Source organism: Ochrobactrum sp. PL_is483, from assembly GCF_055816855.1.
This window is the reverse complement of the sequence record NZ_JBVPGS010000040.1, coordinates 479,482-496,595: the sequence shown is the minus strand read 5'-3', so window position 1 is coordinate 496,595 and position 17,114 is coordinate 479,482. Positions and strand designations below refer to the sequence as shown.

15 protein-coding genes and 1 pseudogene are annotated in these 17,114 nt (G+C 55.1%); 15 read left to right on the top strand and 1 reads right to left on the bottom strand.

Annotated elements, in window-relative coordinates:
• The first annotated feature begins 6 nt into the window (after positions 1 to 6).
• The 5 genes from AC0TNJ_RS20650 (at position 7) to AC0TNJ_RS20630 (ending at position 3,746) form a co-directional block, all read left to right on the top strand.
• Positions 7 to 663 carry an amino acid ABC transporter permease gene (locus AC0TNJ_RS20650; protein ID WP_473772261.1) on the top strand — a complete coding sequence of 219 codons (657 nt, stop codon included), beginning with the start codon at positions 7 to 9 and terminating at the stop codon, positions 661 to 663.
• Positions 664 to 808: 145 nt separating this feature from the next.
• Complete coding sequence (locus AC0TNJ_RS20645; protein WP_473772424.1) at positions 809 to 1,585, top strand: transporter substrate-binding domain-containing protein; 777 nt, start codon at positions 809 to 811, stop codon at positions 1,583 to 1,585.
• Positions 1,586 to 1,692: 107 nt separating this feature from the next.
• Positions 1,693 to 2,439 carry an amino acid ABC transporter ATP-binding protein gene (locus tag AC0TNJ_RS20640; protein WP_473772423.1) on the top strand — a complete coding sequence of 249 codons (747 nt, stop codon included), beginning with the start codon at positions 1,693 to 1,695 and terminating at the stop codon, positions 2,437 to 2,439.
• 20 nt (positions 2,440 to 2,459) lie between these two features.
• Positions 2,460 to 3,410, top strand: coding sequence for a 2-hydroxyacid dehydrogenase (locus AC0TNJ_RS20635; protein WP_473772260.1), 951 nt, complete (start codon positions 2,460 to 2,462; stop codon positions 3,408 to 3,410).
• A gap of 9 nt (positions 3,411 to 3,419) precedes the next feature.
• Positions 3,420 to 3,746 (top strand): hypothetical protein, encoded by a 327-nt coding sequence (locus tag AC0TNJ_RS20630; protein WP_473772259.1) that lies wholly within the window; start codon positions 3,420 to 3,422, stop codon positions 3,744 to 3,746.
• Between the two features lie 18 nt (positions 3,747 to 3,764).
• On the opposite strand, the gene AC0TNJ_RS20625 is transcribed toward AC0TNJ_RS20630, so the two are convergent.
• Positions 3,765 to 4,805, bottom strand: coding sequence for a dipeptidase (locus AC0TNJ_RS20625; protein ID WP_473772258.1), 1,041 nt, complete (start codon positions 4,803 to 4,805; stop codon positions 3,765 to 3,767).
• Positions 4,806 to 5,114: 309 nt separating this feature from the next.
• On the opposite strand from AC0TNJ_RS20625, the gene AC0TNJ_RS20620 reads away from it, so the two are divergent.
• From AC0TNJ_RS20620 to AC0TNJ_RS20575, 10 genes and pseudogenes are all read left to right on the top strand, one after another.
• Positions 5,115 to 6,713, top strand: coding sequence for an ABC transporter substrate-binding protein (locus AC0TNJ_RS20620; protein WP_122001830.1), 1,599 nt, complete (start codon positions 5,115 to 5,117; stop codon positions 6,711 to 6,713).
• Entirely contained in the window at positions 6,710 to 7,723 is a 1,014-nt protein-coding gene (locus tag AC0TNJ_RS20615; protein ID WP_122001829.1) for an ABC transporter permease, read from the top strand. Before AC0TNJ_RS20620 ends, AC0TNJ_RS20615 begins: the two co-directional genes overlap by 4 nt.
• Complete coding sequence (gene nikC / locus AC0TNJ_RS20610) at positions 7,720 to 8,622, top strand: nickel transporter permease (RefSeq protein ID WP_122001828.1); 903 nt, start codon at positions 7,720 to 7,722, stop codon at positions 8,620 to 8,622. Before AC0TNJ_RS20615 ends, nikC begins: the two co-directional genes overlap by 4 nt.
• Positions 8,623 to 8,630: 8 nt before the next feature.
• Positions 8,631 to 9,461 carry an ABC transporter ATP-binding protein gene (locus AC0TNJ_RS20605; RefSeq protein WP_122001827.1) on the top strand — a complete coding sequence of 277 codons (831 nt, stop codon included), beginning with the start codon at positions 8,631 to 8,633 and terminating at the stop codon, positions 9,459 to 9,461.
• Positions 9,458 to 10,198, top strand: a complete 741-nt coding sequence (locus AC0TNJ_RS20600; RefSeq protein ID WP_473772257.1) for an ABC transporter ATP-binding protein — start codon at positions 9,458 to 9,460, stop codon at positions 10,196 to 10,198. The genes AC0TNJ_RS20605 and AC0TNJ_RS20600 overlap by 4 nt, the downstream gene beginning before the upstream one ends.
• 10 nt (positions 10,199 to 10,208) lie before the next feature.
• Positions 10,209 to 11,717 (top strand): serine hydrolase domain-containing protein, encoded by a 1,509-nt coding sequence (locus AC0TNJ_RS20595; RefSeq protein WP_473772256.1) that lies wholly within the window; start codon positions 10,209 to 10,211, stop codon positions 11,715 to 11,717.
• A gap of 57 nt (positions 11,718 to 11,774) precedes the next feature.
• Positions 11,775 to 13,515 (top strand): annotated as a pseudogene (gene ade, locus AC0TNJ_RS20590) (adenine deaminase).
• Between the two features lie 244 nt (positions 13,516 to 13,759).
• Positions 13,760 to 14,803 carry an ABC transporter substrate-binding protein gene (locus AC0TNJ_RS20585; protein WP_473772255.1) on the top strand — a complete coding sequence of 348 codons (1,044 nt, stop codon included), beginning with the start codon at positions 13,760 to 13,762 and terminating at the stop codon, positions 14,801 to 14,803.
• Positions 14,804 to 14,873: 70 nt separating this feature from the next.
• Positions 14,874 to 15,941 (top strand): ABC transporter ATP-binding protein, encoded by a 1,068-nt coding sequence (locus AC0TNJ_RS20580; protein WP_473772254.1) that lies wholly within the window; start codon positions 14,874 to 14,876, stop codon positions 15,939 to 15,941.
• Complete coding sequence (locus tag AC0TNJ_RS20575; RefSeq protein ID WP_473772253.1) at positions 15,938 to 17,113, top strand: ABC transporter permease; 1,176 nt, start codon at positions 15,938 to 15,940, stop codon at positions 17,111 to 17,113. Before AC0TNJ_RS20580 ends, AC0TNJ_RS20575 begins: the two co-directional genes overlap by 4 nt.
• Position 17,114 lies beyond the last annotated feature (1 nt).

The following is a 17,114-nucleotide window of genomic DNA, read 5'->3' as shown; positions in this document are numbered from 1 at the left end:
CAGGCCATGATCAGACCTTTCGGCTGGAATGAATTTCTTATCATCGTTTATGCAGCGCAGTGGACGATAGCGCTTTCAGCTATTGCTTTTGTCGGCGGCGGCATCGGAGGATTAGTTGTGGCGTTGATGCGGGTCTCGGATGATCGCGTCCCGCGTTACATCGCGCTTGGCTTCATACGATTGTTTCAGGGTACGCCACTTCTGATGCAGCTTTTCCTGGTGTTCTTCGGCCTCAATATTATGGGCTTGGGCATCAATCCGTGGATTGCGGCGACGATTGCACTGACATTGCATGCGAGTGCTTTTCTCGGTGAGATTTGGCGCGGTTGTATCGATGCTGTGCCGCCCGGACAGCGTGAAGCAGCAACGGCGTTAGGTCTTCGCTACTATAATCGCATGCGCTATGTGATCCTGCCACAGGCCGCGCGCATTTCCGTGGCGCCGACTGTGGGCTTCCTCGTGCAGCTCATCAAGGGCACTTCGCTTGCTGCGATCATCGGTTTTACGGAGCTGACCCGACAGGGCCAGATTATCAACAATGCGACGTTCAGCCCGTTCATGGTGTTTGGTACGGTGGCGGCCATCTATTTTGTCCTTTGCTGGCCGCTATCCATTTTGGCGCGCCGCATGGAAACGAGGTTTTCTCGCGCTACCGCTCGTTAATTGGGGGCTTTGGGAAACGGTTGGTACTTCCAGCCGAAACAATACGGCGTCAGCATATGTGCCGAGAGATAACGAAACGAAGCCAGTGAGGAGACTGGCTCTTAATAGGGAAGGAATAAGCATGACTATCACCAGACGTTTGGTAATGGCTTTGATTGGAGCGGGAGCGCTCGCAACGGCAATGGCGCCGACGGCGTTTGCGCAGGCTGTTGACAGCATTAAGTCTGCCGGAAAAATCAAGATCGGCATGCTGGTGGATTTTCCGCCGTTCGGCATCATGAACACCAGCAATGAGCCGGATGGCTACGATGCCGACGTGGCGAAGTTGTTGGCCAAGGAGCTGGGTGTTGAAGCCCAGATCGTACCCGTCACCGGCCCAAACCGTATTCCATATCTCCAGAGCGGACAGATTGATGTTCTGGTTGCTTCGCTCGGCATCACTGAGGAACGCGCCAAAAGCGTTGATTTCTCGCAGCCTTATGCGGGCATTTCGATCGGCGTGTTCGGACCGAAGGATATTGCTGTTGCAAAGCCGGAAGATCTTTCCGGCAAGACCATTGGCGTCGCACGCGCTTCGACACAGGACACAGCCGTCACCAAAGTTGCGCCGCAGGACGCAAATATCCGTCGTTTCGATGACGATGCCAGCGCAGTGCAGGCGCTGCTTTCGGGGCAGGTCGAGCTGATCGGCCTTTCCAACGTTGTCGCTGCCGAGATCGAAAAGGCTGCGCCAGGCCGCTACGAGCAGAAAATCCAGCTCAGCCAGCAGGTGCAGGGCATTGCCGTTCGCAAGGGTTCGACGGAAATGCTCGAATTCGTCAACAAGTTCATCGAAAAGACGAAGAGCGACGGCGAACTAAACAAGATTCATGAAAAGTGGCTTGGCGCGCCGCTGCCGGATTTTGTTTCCCAGGCCAAGTAAGAGTTCTCGAACTCCGCCATGCCCGCTTATTCGGCGGGCGTGGCGATCCATTCCACGAAAGTGAGTTTCTCGACATGAACCAGATGGCTCAGGGAACGTCGAACCAGATGCAGCACGATGCTTCTGGTTCTGCAGTGCTTATGCACGGGGTGAACAAGTGGTATGGCACGTACCATGCGCTCCGGAATATCAATCTGACTGTATCCCGCGGCGAACGCATTGTTATTTGCGGCCCATCTGGTTCGGGGAAGTCCACCCTCATTCGCTGTATCAACCAGCTGGAGACTATTCAGAAGGGCCGCATAATCGTTGATGGCCACGACCTGACTGCAGGCGGTAAGAACGTGGATATTGTACGGCAGGAAACCGGCATGGTCTTCCAGCAGTTCAATCTCTTTCCGCATATGACGGTTCTTGAAAACTGCACTTTGGCACCGATGAAGGTGCGAGGCGTTTCGAAAGCTGAAGCTGAAAAGACCGCACGCAAGTACCTTGAACGCGTCCGTATTCCCGAACAGGCGGATAAATATCCGGCCCAGCTTTCCGGGGGGCAGCAACAGCGTGTGGCCATTGCCCGTGCGCTTTGCATGAACCCCAAGATCATGCTTTTCGATGAGCCCACCTCTGCGCTCGATCCTGAAATGGTCAAGGAAGTTCTGGACACTATGATCGATCTCGCCAAGGAAGGCATGACCATGCTTTGCGTTACCCACGAAATGGGTTTTGCGCGGCAGGTAGCTGATCGCGTGATCTTCATGGATCAAGGGCAAATTCTGGAAATGGCAGAACCGGAAGAATTCTTCGGCAATCCGAAACATGAGCGCACGAGGGCGTTTATTGGCCAGATTTCCTGATAGTTTCCAATAGATTGATAATGGAGCCTGAAGTGAAGAATGAAGTTCTGCTCATTGAGCCGATGATGCCGTTGATCGAAGATCGATTGGATGCGGCCTACAGGGTTCTACGACTGTACAAACCAGAAGACAAAGCGGCGATCGACGCAGCCCTCGGCACGATCCGTGCCGTTGTTAGTGGCGGTGGAACTGGCCTTTCCAACGAATGGATGGAGCGTCTGCCGTCGCTTGGTTTGATCGCCATCAACGGTGTCGGAACAGATAAGGTCGATCTTGCCTTTGCGCGGAACCGCAACGTGCATGTCAGCACCACACCCGGTGTCTTGACCGATGATGTCGCTGACACCGGGATCGCGCTGATGCTGGCAGTAATGCGCCATGTTGCAGCAGGTGATCATTTTGTACGGGAAGGAAAATGGGCTCGCCGGGAAGGGTTCCCTCTTGGGGTTAGCCCAAAGGGCAAGCGGGTTGGTGTTCTTGGGCTTGGCCAGATCGGAAAGTCATTTGCACGGCGAGCGGAAGCATTTGGCATGGAAGTGCATTACTGGAATCGCTCCCCCGTTGCGGGCACGAACTGGATTGCACATGCAACACCGACAGAACTCGCCCGGGAAAGCGACGTGCTCGCGGTTTGTGTCGCGGCTACTTCGTCGACCGCCAACATTGTGAACGCTGAGGTACTCGCCGCTCTGGGGAGCAAGGGGTATCTGGTCAATGTCGCCCGAGGCAGTGTCGTTGACGAAGATGCACTTCTCGCTGCTTTGGATAACCGGACTATTGCAGGTGCCGGTCTTGACGTCTTCGTCAATGAACCAACCATACGAGAAGATTTTTTTACTGCGCCAAATACAGTGCTGATGCCGCATCAGGGCAGCGCAACAGTAGAAACGCGTATCGGAATGGGCGAACTGGTACTCGCCAATCTTGCAGCGCATTTTTCCGGCGAAGTTCCGCCAACCAAGGTAAACTGAGTTCTTCCCATGATTGTCAGACAGGCCTTTTTTGAAGGCACAATTCATGCTGGGCGCGAGGTTGCGTTCAAAGCTTATGTGGCTGAAACCCTCATGCCGATGTGGCTTGATTTTCCGGGGATCAGGGAAGTGCGCGTCCTTTATGCGGTCGAGCGCGACGAAGGCGCGCCTGCGTACCCGATGGTTCTTTGGACCAAGTATGACAGTAGGGAGGCTTTGGCGGAAGCGCTTGCTTCACCTGTCCGTTATGCAAGTCGGGAGGCCACAAAGGGCCTCCTGGAAATGTTCGACGGTCATATACATCATCACGTGTTTGATCTCACCCTTGAAGGGTGAGATCATTTCTGTTCGCCGTTAAGCGCCCCATGTCCGCTCAAGGACATTGATCCAGTTTCCATGAGCCAGCTTGACGATGGAAGCGTCGTCATAACCATGCTTGCGGAAGGCTTCTATAACGAGCTGCAGATCACCAACGTCCCGAAGTGTCGAAGAAATCGTGGTGCCATCAAAATCGGACCCCAGAGCCAGATGATCGATCCCGATGCGATTGACGATATAGTCCGCATGGCGCACAAGCTCGGTCAAATCGGTGTTTGGATCGCGTTTTCCATCTTCACGCAGGAATGAAACGCCGAAATTCAATCCGACCAGCCCACCGGTGTCACGAATGGCATCCAGCTGCTTGTCGGTCAGATTGCGGCTCTGCTGGCAAAGAGCGTGAGCATTGGAATGCGAGGCGACAAGCGGTGCATCGGAAATGGCCGCAATGTCCCAGAAACCTTTCTCGTTCATGTGGGAGAGGTCGATCATGACCTTGAGTTCGTTGCAGGCGCGAATGAGTGCCTTACCATGATCGGTCAGGCCCGGGCCGATATCAGGCGATGCGGGAAACCGGAACGGAATTCCGTGGGCAAAAATATTCGGGCGGCTCCAGACCGGCCCAAGGGTTCGCAATCCGGCTTCATGCAATACATAAAGGGCATCCAGGTCCTCGGCAAAAGCCTCAACACCTTCGATATGATAGACCGCAGCAAAAATTCCGTTGGCGAATGCGTCGCGAATATCTGCTGCCGTGCGGCAAACGCGAACCTTGCCTTCCGATGCCCGCTCGATCTTGAGAAGAATCGCCGACATGGCAAGCGTTGCCTTCATCGCCTCTGCCTGGCTCGGCGTTGCAAGATTGCCGTTAACGTCGAGTTCCCGTGAAGGCGAGGGCACATATACCGCGCAAAGTCCGCCGCCCAGCCCACCTTTTTGAGCGCGCGGAAGGTCTATATGTCCGACATTCTCACCTTCAAGAAAACGCTTTTCCGGCGCGGGTGCATCCGATGACCACAGACGCAACAGCACATCGTTGTGACCATCGAAAACGGATATCTTTTGCTCTGTCGCCATGGGGAAGCCTTTTCAAATCAAGCCTGATATTTGAGTGGGGGTGATGGACCCAAGCGGGAAGAATTGCAAATGCGATTTTGGTCACTCGATATGACTGCGCTGCATGAAGAGCGATTCTTATATGCAAAAATTCTCTTTTAGTTGTGAGTCATGCAAACTCTGCATAGGGGATGCGCAATTCTGCATTGGCCCCTGCGCTGGGTGACGTGATAGCGGGAAGCTAGAAAATTATATTCAGAGATAAAACGCTGTCGATATGGCTCCCAGTTTCCGGGAGGCAGCCCGAAAGCGTTGCAAGAGGAGCTCTCAATGATTTCAAGACGCGGTTTTCTGGCAGGCGCTGCTGCTGTTCCTTTCCTTTCCTATGCAAGCATTTTGCCTGCCATTGGAGCCGGACGTCAGGACATTCTCGTTGTGGCCCAGCAGCTGGACAATATGACCAGCCTTGATCCCCATGAGAGCTTCGAAGCTGTTGGCAGCGAAATCTGCAACAATATGTATCAGCGTCTGGTGCATCCAAGCCTTTCCAATCCCGATCAGGTGGAAGGCGGCGTTGCCGTTTCCTGGGAAGCGGATGCCGACGGCAAGGTCTTCACCTTCAAGATCAATCCAGATGCCAAGTTTGCCAGCGGTGCGCAGATCACTGCGGAAGACGTCGCTTTCTCGCTGCAACGCGCGATCAAGATGAACAAGGGCCCAGCTTTCATTATCGGCCAGTTCGGTTTCACGCCTGAGAATGCTGAAACGAGCATCGTCGCCACCGATGCGTCGACGCTTACCTTGAAGCTGGAACAGTCTACATCGCTGCCGTTCTTGCTATATTGCCTGTCCGCAAGCGTTGCCAGCATCGTTGAGAAGAAGATCGTTCTTGAAAATGCAGCCGGTGATGATCTCGGCAACGGCTGGCTTCAGAAGAACAGCGCCGGCTCGGGCGAGTGGGTTCTGGCTTCGTGGAAGCCGAGCGAAAGCATCATTCTGAACGTCAATCCGCATGGCGCTTACAAGGGTAATGTGAAGCGCATTCTTTTGCGTCATGTGGCTGATCCGTCCTCGCAGCTTTTGATGCTCCAGAAAGGCGATGTCGATATTGCCCGTAATCTCACCACAGAGCAGCTTCGCGTGCTGGACGGCGATGAGAACTACAATCTGGTGCGTAAGGGCGTTGGCGGCCTGATGCTGATGTCGCTCAACCAGAGTGTGGAAGTTCTTGCCAAGCCGAAGGTTTGGGAAGCGATCAAATGGGCCGTGGACTATGACGGTATTCAGAAAAACATCGTTCCGCTGAACTACAAGGTTCATCAGGCGCTGGTTCCGGAGGGTTTCCCTGCCGCGCTGAATGAGAATCCTTTCAAGAAGGATATTGCAAAGGCGAAGGCTTTGCTCGCGGAAGCCGGTGTCCCTGACGGTTTTACGGTCAAGATGGACCATTATTCGGCGCAGCCCAGCCCGGATATCGCGCAGGCAATTCAGGCAAGCCTTGCCGAAATCGGTATCAAGGTGGAGTTGCTGGCTGCTGAAAATCGTCAGGTTCTGACGAAGATGCGCGCTCGTGAACATCAGATGGCGTTGACCGTATGGGGATCCGACTATTTCGACCCGAATACCAATGTTGACGTATTCTGCAACAATCCAGACAATTCCGACGATGCGAAGACCAAGCCTTTTGCTTGGCGCTCGCATTTCCAGAATGAGGATTTTGCCAAAAAGTCTCTCGCCGCGCGCGACGAACAGGATCCTGCAAAGCGGGTAAAGATGTACGAAGATCTGCAGCGTGAGTTCATGAACAACAGCCCGTTCATCATCATGATGCAGAAATTCGAGACGGCTGCCTGCCGCAAGGATGTTACTGGAATGCGCCTCGGCGTTCTCTCCGACTCTCACTCCTATGCAGGGATCGCCAAGGCGTGAAGAAAAGCCTCAAGAATCTGACCGGTATCCTGAGCAGCGTGTTGATCACGCTGTTTGGGCTTATGGTCATTACCTTCATGATCGGCCGCGTGATGCCGGTCGATCCTGTTATTGCTGCTGTGGGCGACAACGCGCCAGAGGCGGTTATCCAGCGTGTCCGAGCAGAAATGGGGCTCGATCAGCCGCTTGTAGTGCAGTTCGTCCATTATATTGGGCAGGTGCTGCACGGTGATTTCGGCAATTCCATTTTAACCCGTAATCCGGTGACGCAAGATATCGCCCGTTATTTTCCGGCGACACTGGAGCTGGCGACGGCTGCGCTCCTTGTGGCTGCGCTTATCGGTATTCCGTTGGGTGTTTGGGCCGCCGTCCGGCAGGGTTCCGTCGTCGACCAGACGATCCGTGTGATCTGTCTTGCTGGTCACTCGGTTCCGGTTTTCATGCTGGCCCTGATTTCGCTTCTGGTCTTTTATGCGACCCTCGATATCGCGCCGGGACCGGGGCGTCAGGACATCATTTATGAGGGCATGATACCGCATGTAACGGGCCTGCTCACGATCGACAGTCTCATTGAAGGTGATTGGGACGCGTTCTGGGATGCCGTCTATCACATGATTCAGCCAGTTCTGATCCTCGCCTATTTCAGCATGGCCTATATCACTCGAATGACCCGGGCCTTCATGCTGGATGCGCTGAAGGGCGAATTCGTAATTACGGCGCGCGCGAAAGGCCTGTCGCTGACCTCCGTCATCTGGAAGCATGCTTTCCCGACCGTGGCTGTGCAGCTCGTGACGGTTCTTGCGCTGACTTATGCAGGCCTGCTCGAAGGCGCCGTTGTGACGGAAACCGTCTTTAGCTGGCCAGGATTGGGCCAATATCTGACCGTGTCGCTGATGAATGCTGATATGAACCCGGTCGTGGGTGCCACGTTGCTCATCGGCGTTATCTATGTCGGGCTCAATCTGCTCGCCGATATCCTCTATAAAGTTCTGGATCCGCGTGTCCGATGATGTTTGGAAATTTTCATAACTGGGCGCTGGATGAATCGCCTTCGTCCCGTTCACAGGCCAATTGGGGCAGGCGCTATCGCATCTGGGTGAACCTCAAGGCCAATCCGCTCGCGATGATTGGTCTTTTTATCATCGTTGCGTTCGTCGTCCTGTCATTGGCCGCACCCTTGCTGGCGCCCTATGATCCAAGTGTGCAGGATCTCGGCAATCGGCTTTCTGCTCCCACCGCATCGCACTGGTTTGGGACTGATGAACTGGGCCGCGATATTCTTTCGCGCATTCTTTACGGCGGGCGCGTTACCCTCGGAATGGTTATCGCCGTCGTCATTCTCGTTGCACCAATCGGTCTCTTTATCGGGTGTATCGCCGGTTATTTCGGCGGGATCGTCGATACCGCGCTGATGCGCGTCACGGATGTCTTTCTTGCGTTCCCGCGTTTGATTCTTGCGCTTGCCTTCGTGGCTGCGTTGAAGCCGGGCGTGGAAAGTGCGGTGCTCGCAATTGCATTGACAGCATGGCCACCCTATGCGCGTCTGGCACGTGCGGAAACCATGACCTTGCGCAAAAGCGATTTCATTGCAGCCGCCAAGCTGACCGGCGCAATGCCCTTCCGCATCATTCTTCGCCACATCATGCCGCTTTGCGTGCCAAGTGTCATTGTGCGCATCACACTCGATATGAGCTCGATCATCATCACGGCTGCAAGTCTCGGCTTCCTCGGAATGGGTGCGCAGCCGCCGTCACCGGAATGGGGCGCGATGATCGCCACCGCCAAGCGCTTCATCTTCGAACAATGGTGGGTTGCCACCATCCCCGGCGTTGCAATCTTCCTCGTCTCGCTTGCGTTCAATTTCCTTGGCGACGGTCTTCGTGACGTGCTCGATCCGAAGCAGAATTGAGAGAACAGATGCTGGTTGATATCAAAAATCTGCAAATCAGCTTTGAAACGCGCACCAGCCGTTTCGATGCTGTGCGCGGAATCTCGCTTCAGCTCGGTCGCGAAAAACTGGGCATTGTCGGCGAAAGCGGTTCGGGCAAGTCCTTGACCGCGCGCGCCCTCATGAAACTGCTGCCGCCAATCGCCGAAGTGAAGGCGGACAAGCTTTCGTTCGACGGTATCGATATTCTGTCAGCGACAGAACGCGGCATGCGTCAGATACGCGGCAAGCGGGCAGGCTTCATTCTTCAGGACCCCAAATATTCGCTGAATCCGGTCAAGACCATAGGCGTGCAAGTGGCTGAAGCATGGCGTACCCATAAGGGCGGCAGCAAACGTCAGGCGATGGATGCTGCGGTCGATCTTCTCGATCAGGTGATGATCCGCAATCCCCGCGACGTTGCGAAGCTTTATCCGCATGAGGTTTCGGGCGGCATGGGCCAGCGCGTCATGATCGCCATGATGCTGGCACCCGATCCGGAACTGCTCATTGCCGATGAACCGACATCAGCACTGGATGCCACGGTGCAGGCGGAAATTCTGCGCCTGATCGACGATCTGGTTTCCAAGCGCGGAATGGGGCTTCTCCTGATCAGCCATGACCTCCCGCTCGTGTCTCATTTCTGCGACCGGGTCATGGTCATGTATATGGGCCGTGTCATGGAAGAGTTGAAGGCTTCCGAACTGGTGCATGCCGAACATCCATACACCAAGGGGCTTCTCAATTGCATTCCGTCGCTCACGCATCCCCGTGATCGTTTGCCGGTTCTCAATCGGGAAGAAAGCTGGCTGAACTCATGATAGATATTGATAAACTCCGCATCAGCTTCAACGAGCGTGAAGTCGTCAAGGGTGTTTCCTTCAATGTGGCGAAGGGCGGCAGCTTTGGGATCGTTGGTGAAAGCGGTTCTGGTAAATCCACCATTCTGCGTGCTATGGCTGGCCTCAACGAACAATGGAGCGGCCGTATTGCTTTCGACGGCAAAAATGCGGCCCCGAAGCGTGCGCCTGCCTTCTTCCGTCAGGTGCAGATGGTGTTTCAGGACCCATTTGGATCGCTGCATCCGCGTCAGACTATTGATCGCATCCTGAGCGAGCTTCTGCTGGTTCACGGTATCGGCGATATCGATAAACGGATTGAAAAGGTGCTTGAGGAAGTCGCGCTGCCCAAAGCTGCACGGTTTCGTTTTCCGCACCAGCTTTCCGGCGGTCAGCGCCAACGCGTGGCAATTGCTCGCGCCTTGATTGCAGAACCGGAAGTGCTGCTGCTCGATGAACCGACATCGGCACTCGACGTTTCGGTGCAGGCTGAAATTCTCAATCTTCTTGCGGATTTGCGCGCGGAAAAGAACCTAACCTACGTATTGGTGAGCCACAATCTCGCAGTGATTGCGCATCTATGCCCACAAGTTGGGGTGATGCAGCACGGGGAGATGGTGGAGCAGCTCAGCGCCGAGGATTTGCGTGCCGGGCGAACCTCACATCCGCATACCACAGAATTGCGCGCCCTGAGCGTCAATCTGGAAGAACCTGCCTGACGGAGTTTTCATGTCCACCCATGCTGACTGGAACGCGGCATCGCTCGCCGCCAAGGTCTTCTCGAGAACCTGGGATAAAAACGAACCGGGCGGCGTTATTATCGGTTTTGATCCTGACGGTGTGAAGTTCGCATATGCGGGTGGGCTTGAAAGCCTGTCTACCGGAGTGCCTTTCACAGCGAATACGGTTGTCCGCTATGCGTCGGTCACGAAACATGCATTCTGTGCGATGGTTCTCAAGCATGGCGATATTATCGGCTTGGACGACCGGCTAGGCGATCATCTGCCGGAATTGCAAAGCCCGCTAGCCGACGTCACCGTCGGTCGTGCACTCGACATGACTGGTGGTTTGCCGGATACGCGGGAATGCCTCACGCTTCTTGGCCTTTCCGTCTATACGGACACGCAAGCCGAGCAGCTTCTGGACTATCTTGCCTCTCTCAATCGTCTCAATTTCGATGCGGGTTCAGAAATTTCCTATTCCAACACCGGTTATCGGCTGGTGGAGGCCGCACTTGAGAGGAAGGGGTTTCGCTTCAATGATTTTGTGAAGTCGGACATTGCGCAACCGCTCGATATTTCCATGGAAGCGCCCGACGTCTGGAATGATCCGGTTGCGGGGCTTGCTCCCGGTTACTGGAAGTCTGGCGAGAAGTGGCAGCTCAGTTCCGCCGGCTTGCATATTTCGGCATCCGGCAGTCTCGCCGGTAGCGGCATGGCATTGACCAAATGGGCGCAGGCGCTCGTCAATGGTGAGGGTGCCTTCAAAGGCCTGCTCGATAAGCTGTCAGCGGATCGCCATCTTGTTGATGGACGCGTGACCGGTTACGGGCTCGGGCTGCGGTGGAACGAAGTGGGCGGCAAGAACTTTGTCGGACACGGTGGCTCGCATCCCGGTTACAAGAGTTATTTCCTGCTCGATCCGTCCGCGAAGACCGGCATGATCGTTGTCTCAAACCGTGAAGACACCAATACCTATAAAATGGCGCGAGATTGCATGGCCGCTCTCAACGGTCTGCCGTTGCCAGAGACCAACTGCACAATCCCGGACGGGCTTTATGTGACGGACAGCGGGCCATTCTGGCTGGAAATGCGCAATGGTATAGCCAACTGGCTCGATTCCGAGGATACGCTTTACGATATCGGTGATGGCTGGTTCTCGTCCCTGTCGCCTACTTCTCCGGTGAAACTGCGCTGGACAGGCACGGAGCTGGAAGGCGAAATCGGCTATGTGCCGCGTCGATTGAAGCCAGTGGCACCCAAACCGTTGGGCAAGGCACTCGACGGCCATTGGCGGGCGCCGTCTTATGGGGCCAGTTTCGATATCGAGGACGGTCATCTCATCATGGGCATAGGCCCCACGCGCCATGTCATGCCGCTGGACGATCTCGGTCACGGACGAGCGCTCTTCACTCTACATGACGGTCCGTGGACCAAGCGTGTCTGTCTGCATCAGATTGATGATAATCGTGTTGAACTGGTTCTAAGCCGCAGCAGGATGATTGAATACATCCGTTAGAGCGTACTAATATCTGGGGTTATATACGCGGCGGAAGGGTGACCTTACCGCCGCGTCTTGCATTGTGATAACTTTCGACAATTGATTCCGAATGTGAGGTGACACGATGCTGGAACAGATGATCGATCAGGGCGCGGGCCGCGAGCCTGCCGACCTTGTGCTCAAGGGCGGTCGCTTCTTCGATCTCGTGACCGGCGAACTGGTGGAGAGTGATATTGCGATCTGCGGGGACCGGATCGTCGGCACTTTCGGCAACTATCGTGGAAAACGCGAAATCGATGTTACGGGCCGCATCGTTGTGCCGGGTTTCATTGACACGCATCTTCATATCGAATCCTCGCATGTCACGCCGCATGAATTCGACCGCTGCGTATTGCCGCAGGGCGTCACCACGGTCATTTGTGATCCGCATGAGATTGCAAATGTGCTCGGTGTGGAAGGCATCAAGTTCTTTCTCGATAGCGCTTTGGAAACCATCATGGACATCCGTGTGCAGCTTTCGAGTTGTGTGCCGGCCACGCATATGGAAACATCCGGCGCCGAGCTCCTGATCGATGATCTTCTTCCCTTTGCAGATCATCCCAAGGTGATCGGTCTCGCTGAATTCATGAATTTTCCCGGTGTCCTGGCGAAAGACGCCGAATGCATGGCGAAGCTGAAAGCTTTTCAGGGACGGCATATTGATGGCCACGCGCCGCTTTTGCGCGGCTTTGATTTGAACGGCTATATTTCCGCAGGCATACGCACCGAGCATGAGGCGACAAGTGCGGAAGAAGCGCTCGAAAAGATGCGCAAGGGCATGCATGTGCTGGTGCGTGAAGGGTCCGTTTCCAAGGACCTGAAGGCGTTGATGCCGATCATTACCGAGCGCCACGCGCAGTTTCTGTCACTCTGCACCGATGACCGCAATCCGCTTGATATCGCGGATCAGGGGCATCTCGATTATCTGATCCGCACAGCAATTGCGGGCGGTGTCGAACCTCTCGCCATTTATCGCGCGGCGAGCGTTTCCGCTGCGCGCGCTTTCGGCCTTTTTGACCGCGGGCTGGTGGCACCTGGCCAGCGTGCCGATCTCGTCGTGGTGGACAGCCTTGAAGGCTGCCATGCCGAAACCGTGCTTTCTGCGGGGCGGATAGTGTCGGACGATCTGTTCGCGAAGCGAAAGCCAGTCGCCGAAGTGGGGCGCAATAGCGTCAGGGCCCCGCGCGTCAGCGCCTCTAATTTCCGCTCGCAGTCCAATAGCGGCAGGACGCGTGCTATCGGCATCGTTCCCGGCAAGATCATTACCCAAAACCTCGAATTCGATCTGAAAGTGGGACCAAACGGCGTAGAGCCTGACCTTGAGCGTGACGTGGTGAAGGTTGCTGTCATTGAGCGCCACGGCAAGAACGGTAATATCGCCACCGGATTCGTGCATGGTTTTGGCCTGAAAGCGGGCGCGATTGCCTCCACGGTCAGCCATGATAGCCACAATATCTGCGTCGTTGGCACTTCGGACGAAGATATCGCGGCCGCCGCCAACCGGCTTGGCGAAATAGAGGGCGGTTTTGTCGTGGTGCGTGACGGCAAGGTTCTGGCCGAGCTGTCGCTTCCCATTGCCGGGTTGATGAGTACGGAGCCTTACGAAACCGTGCGCGACGAATTGCGCAAGCTGCGCCATGCCGCCGAAGAGCTGGGCTCTGTTCTGGAAGAACCCTTCCTTCAGCTTGCGTTTATTGCCTTGCCGGTGATCCCGCATCTCAAGATCACTGACAGAGGTCTCGTCGATGTCGACAAGTTCGAGTTTGTTGGCAACTGATCAGTGCGGGCCACTGATCTATCTGTCCTTGCAATGTGCCTGCGTTCCTGAATGACGGACTGGCTACCCCGGCGCGCAAGATCGGAAATGCTTTCGCAGGAATCTACCATGGTCTGCCTGGACTGATACTACTTTTGCATTGTTGGGCGACTACAATATTGCCCGCGACTACCGATCAAGTTAGCATGCCCTCATTACAACAACGGCGGGACCAACCTGTCGAACCACAATGGGGAATATGTCGATGAAAATTGCTCGCCTTGCCCTGATGGGCGGACTGCTCGCAACTGCGCTTTATACCGGCTCTGCCATGGCCCGCGACCTGACGGTCGTTTCTTGGGGTGGTAACTACCAGGACGCCCAGCGTGAAATTTATTTCAAGCCTTTTTCAGAAAAGACTGGCAAGCCTCTGCTGGATGAATCCTGGGACGGTGGTTATGGCGTCGTTCAAGCGAAGGTGAAAGCAGGTAAGCCCAATTGGGACGTCGTTCAGGTGGAGGCGGAAGAACTAGCCCTGGGTTGTGCGGACGGCCTTTACGAAAAAATCGACTGGGACAAGTTGGGAGGCAAGGACAAATTCCTCGACAGCGCGGTCAATGATTGCGGCGTGGGAGCGATCGTGTGGTCGACCGCAATCGCCTTTAACGCGGACAAGCTGAAAGATGGTCCGCAATCCTGGGCCGATTTTTGGGATGTAAAGAAATTTCCAGGCAAACGTTCCTTGCGCAAAGGTGCAAAATATACACTTGAATTCGCGCTTCTGGCCGATGGTGTCAGCAAGGATGAAGTTTATGATGTGCTCTCTACCCCGGAAGGTGTGGATCGGGCATTCAAGAAGCTCGATGAATTGAAGCCCAACATTGTCTGGTGGGAAGCCGGGGCACAGCCGCTGCAATTGCTGGCCTCGGACGAAGTTGTCATGGCATCGGCCTATAATGGGCGCATCACCGGTATAAACAGAAGCGAAGGCAAGAACTTCAAGGTGGTCTGGCCGGGTAGCATCTATGCCGTCGACAGCTGGGTGATCCTGAAGGATGCTGAAAACAAGGATGCGGGGCTGGATTTCATCGCATTCACCAGCCAGCCCGATAATCAGGTGAAACTCCCCAAATACGTCGCTTATGGTCTGCCAAACAAGGAGGCCGCAAGCAAGGTTCCCGCAGAGTTTGCTTCCGATCTTCCGACTGCGGAAGCCAATCTGAAAGACGCTCTCCCGCTGAATGTCGATTTCTGGATCGATAATTCAGAAGAGCTGACGAAGCGCTTCAACGCCTGGCTCGCACAATAATTCGCAATTATGGCCCCGTCGGCGCAACACCGGCGGGGTTTCCCTGTTTTCCGGAAAATGGAGTAATTCATTGACGGACTGCCGCATCCGCTTCGAGAATATCAGTAAATCCTACGGTGATTTCAAAGTTATAGATGGTTTGAACCTCGATATTGATCGAGGTGAATTCGTGAGCCTGCTCGGCCCTTCAGGGTCGGGCAAGACGACGCTTCTGATGATGCTGGCGGGATTTGAAAGTCCGAGCAGCGGGACAATCTATGTCGACGGCAAGGCAATCAATACCGTTCCGTCTTACAAGCGTAATATGGGGGTAGTTTTTCAGAACTATGCGCTTTTCCCTCATATGACTGTCGGTGAGAACATTGCCTTTCCGCTCCAAATGCGTGGTCGAGGGAAAAGCGAGATCGGTGAGAGGGTGGAAAAGGTGCTCGATATGGTGCAGCTTTCCACTATGCGCGAACGCAAGCCCTCGCAACTTTCTGGTGGCCAGCAGCAGCGCGTGGCGCTTGCCCGTGCTCTGGTTTTTGAGCCGAGTGTGGTTTTGATGGATGAACCGCTTGGCGCACTCGACAAGCAGTTGCGCGAACAAATGCAACTCGACATTCGTGCGCTGCATGGCCGGCTGGGATTGACGATTGTTTTTGTTACCCACGATCAAAGCGAAGCCTTGACCATGTCGGACAGGATCGCTGTTTTCAATAAAGGAAAAATCGAACAGATCGGTACACCGCGTGCGATCTATGATGAGCCGCAAACGCGGTTCGTCGCGGAATTCATAGGTGAAACCAATCTCGCAGAGGGAACCATTGAACGGGTGGAAGGCACCAGTGCCTTTATTCGTCTGAACAATGGCGGCATGCTAAGAGCCTCATCAAACAGGGGGCTGCCAACGGGACAGAGAGTTCTTTTGTCTGTTCGTCCCGAGCGGATCGAACTGGGCAATGAAGACGGGTCGGATAATAATCTCAGAACCCGGGTGACAGACAGCGTTTATCAGGGAGATCATCTGCGCATCCAGCTTGATGGTGACGCTTATGATTTTATTGTGCGCCTTGACCGGAAAGCACGTGAATGGGCCCCCGGAACGGACGTAGTAGCGGGATTTAAGGCGACTGATTGCTGGACTATAGCCACATGAGGGCGCTATCCGGCAAAACTGTCCGAGCGGTGCTGCTGATTGCGCCTTTGCTTGTTTTTATAACATTGTTTTTCCTATGGCCTCTCGGGGTCATGATGAAACAGGCTGTGTCCGATACCGCGGTTTTGCGTGTTCTGCCTCAAACAGCTGAGACCGTAAGCCGGTGGGATGGGCAATCCGGGCCATCGCCGGATATGAAACAGGCTTTGGTGGCAGACCTGAAGGCCTCAACAGACCAACAGGCGATAGGCGATATGGTTCGCCGCTTGAACAGTGCCCAATCCGGCTTTCGCACCTTGATGAGCAAAACGCTTTCAGCCATCGAGAAGGGCGATCCTGTTCCTGATCTTGAAGCGATTGACAAGCGATGGAGCAGGCCGGAATTCTGGCAGGCGATTGCAAATGCGCTTTCTCCCACAACTGATCGCAACCTGCTAGCGGCCGTGGATATGGAGCGCGACGCATCCGGCGAGATCGTCTCTATGGCACCCGGCGCATCGGCGAACCGTGCGATCATGCTGCGCACATTTTGGATTGCAGCTCTGGTGACACTGGCCTGCGCGGCAATCGGTTATCCCTATGCTGTGTTGCTTGCGGCGTCTTCGGGCTGGATCAGAAGCGCGTTGTTTGCTGCCGTTCTGCTGCCTTTATGGACCTCCTTGCTGGTGCGAACCGCTGCCTGGTTCATTCTTCTCCAGGATAAGGGACTAATAAACGATGCGTTGATCTGGCTCGGCATTACAGATGGGCCATTCCCGTTGATCTTCAACAGGGCGGGTGTGGTGATAGCCATGACCCATGTGCTTTTGCCGTTTATGGTTCTTCCGATTTACAGCGTGCTCGTATCGATCCCGGGCAATCTGATGCCAGCGGCCGCATCCCTTGGTGCGCCGCCGTGGAGGGCTTTTCTGCGCGTCCTGCTGCCATTGAGCCTGCGCGGAATCCTGTCCGGGATGCTGCTCGTGTTCATGAGCGCGATTGGCTACTACATCACACCAGCACTGATTGGCGGGCCGAGCGACCAGATGATAAGCTCGATCATCGCCTATTATGCAACCGGTTCGGCCAACTGGGGCATGGCTGGTGCACTCGGGCTGGTTCTGCTCGTGGCCTGCCTGATACTCTACGCCGTTTACGGACGGCTCACCGCCGATGAGCAGGGGAGAGCGTGAC